Origin of the sequence: Pseudoalteromonas sp. APC 3694, assembly GCF_030407565.1 — a bacterium.
Taxonomy (GTDB): domain Bacteria; phylum Pseudomonadota; class Gammaproteobacteria; order Enterobacterales; family Alteromonadaceae; genus Pseudoalteromonas; species Pseudoalteromonas tetraodonis.
In genome coordinates this window covers 1-1,778 of the sequence record NZ_JASDDE010000121.1, presented here as the reverse complement: position 1 = coordinate 1,778, position 1,778 = coordinate 1, and the positions used below count along the sequence as shown (strand labels likewise).

The 1,778-nt window shown below is 42.4% G+C and carries 2 protein-coding genes; one reads left to right on the top strand and one right to left on the bottom strand.

Annotation, left to right across the window (positions count from 1 at the left end; genetic code table 11):
- Positions 1–97: 97 nt before the first annotated feature.
- The gene (gene tnpA / locus QMA00_RS18760) at positions 98–511 is read right to left on the bottom strand and encodes an IS200/IS605 family transposase (protein ID WP_138564053.1); all 414 of its coding nucleotides are present in this window, start codon (positions 509–511) and stop codon (positions 98–100) included.
- Positions 512–535: 24 nt separating this feature from the next.
- Between tnpA and QMA00_RS18755 the strand changes: the two genes are divergently transcribed.
- Positions 536–1,750: an RNA-guided endonuclease TnpB family protein gene (locus QMA00_RS18755; RefSeq protein ID WP_024605726.1), complete on the top strand. Its 1,215-nt coding sequence runs from the start codon at positions 536–538 to the stop codon at positions 1,748–1,750.
- Positions 1,751–1,778: the final 28 nt, after the last annotated feature.

The window sequence follows — 1,778 nt, the reverse complement described above, 5'->3', positions numbered from 1 at the left end:
TCTACCCAATAGCGCCAAGTGCTCCATCTAAATCTAATGAGCCAAAGCGAGTTAATTTAGGTGGTGGTGAAAGGCGCACCACCACGAAGTGGTGGCTTTAATCAAATCCTTCCTGCTGAGCTAAATATTGCTTCACGATTTCAAGTGGCGCACCTCCGCAACTAACCAGACAATAACTTCTGCTGTAAAAAACTGGCTTCCAGTAAAACTCACCCAAGTGTTCGGAAAACTCCTTTCGCACAAGTCTTGATGTAGCAGTTTTTAAACTGTTCACCATTTTACTTGGTTGCATCTTGGGATTAGCAGAAATTAAAAGGTGAAGGTGATCTGGCTCACCATTGCACTCCAAAAGCTCACAATCCCAAGATTTTAACAACCTTTTGTACTGAGATTCTAAGTACGCGGCAACCTCTGGCGTGATACAGCGACGACGATATTTAGTTACAAGAACTAAATGATAGTGAATATTATAAACGCTGTGATACAGCGTATTTAGGGCTTGTTTTTTCATAACAGCTAAATATAATTAGTTGTTATGAAAAAAGCAATCCGTAAAGTTACATATAAAATGAAATCATCAGTTTCTCAAGAAGAATCGCTGATGGATTTGTTTGTCCACCATCACCAGTTGTACAACTGGGCTTTACGTGATCGCATCGAAACATATCGTGATTCTAATTACAGTCTTAACTTTCACGAACAGTGCAAAATCAACACTCTGTGGCGTAATAATCGTAAAGCGCATGGCATTTTCAATGCTAATGCTCAGAGTGAGCAAGTCACATTAAAACGTGTTGCACTGGCTTTTGACGGTTTTTTTAGACGGCTCAAAAAAGGTGATAAGAAAGCTGGATTCCCACGTTTTAAACCATTTCAACGCTTTAAAGGTTGGGGCTACAAGGCTCATGGTGATGGTTGGAAGCTCAACCTGAAAGAAAAAAAGCATGGTGCTGTTTATTTGGCTGATGTTGGTATCGTTAAGATCCGAGGTAAAGCTAGAAACACAGGAGGCAAGCCGAAAACTGCCGAAATCATCCGAAAGAATGGTGAGTGGTTCATTTCAGTTTCAATGGAGTATGACACCATTGAGAGAAACTGTGGCACTAAAGCTGTTGGCTTGGATTGGGGTGTTTCTCATTACTTTTCGACTATCGATCAGGATGGTAATTTTGAGCAAGTCGAAAACCCCCGTTACCTCAGAAACAGCAAAGAGCGATTAACCTCTTTACAACGTGACCTCGCGTTAGCGAAAAAAGGCACTCGCACCCAGCGAAAATTAAAGCATCAAATTGCCAAACTCCACCAGAAAATCGCCCGTCAAAGACTCGATTTTACTCATAAAGAAACTGCAAAATTAGTTGAAGTGGCGGCATTGATCGCCACCGAAAAACTCACCGTTAAGAACATGACTCGTAGTGCCAAAGGTACTGTCGAGAAAAACGGAAAAATGGTGAAACAAAAGGCTGGTCTGAATCGGGAAATTCTGAACACCGCGCCAGCCATGACTCTTAATTTGCTGCGATACAAAGCGGAAGAAGCTAGTAGCGAATTTGTTGAAGTACCAACAAAGCAAGTTAAGCCAAGTCAAACCTGCCCAGACTGCGGAGCTAAGAAGAAGAAATCCTTAGCAGACCGCTGGCACTCATGCGAATGTGGTTGTGAGAAGCCCCGCGATGTAGCCAGTGCGCAAGTTAACTTAAACTGGGCGTTAGGTATTCAGGCTGGGAACCAGCCTAAAAAGGTAGCTTAGGCTTTCTTTTTGAAACTCCTTCAAAACG

What these genes read in the sequence shown, in the direction of transcription:
- QMA00_RS18755 (WP_024605726.1), top strand. Translation starts at nt 536, where the DNA reads ATGAAAAAAGCAATCCGTAAAGTTACATATAAAATGAAATCATCAGTT.
- tnpA (WP_138564053.1), bottom strand. Translation starts at nt 511, where the DNA reads ATGAAAAAACAAGCCCTAAATACGCTGTATCACAGCGTTTATAATATT.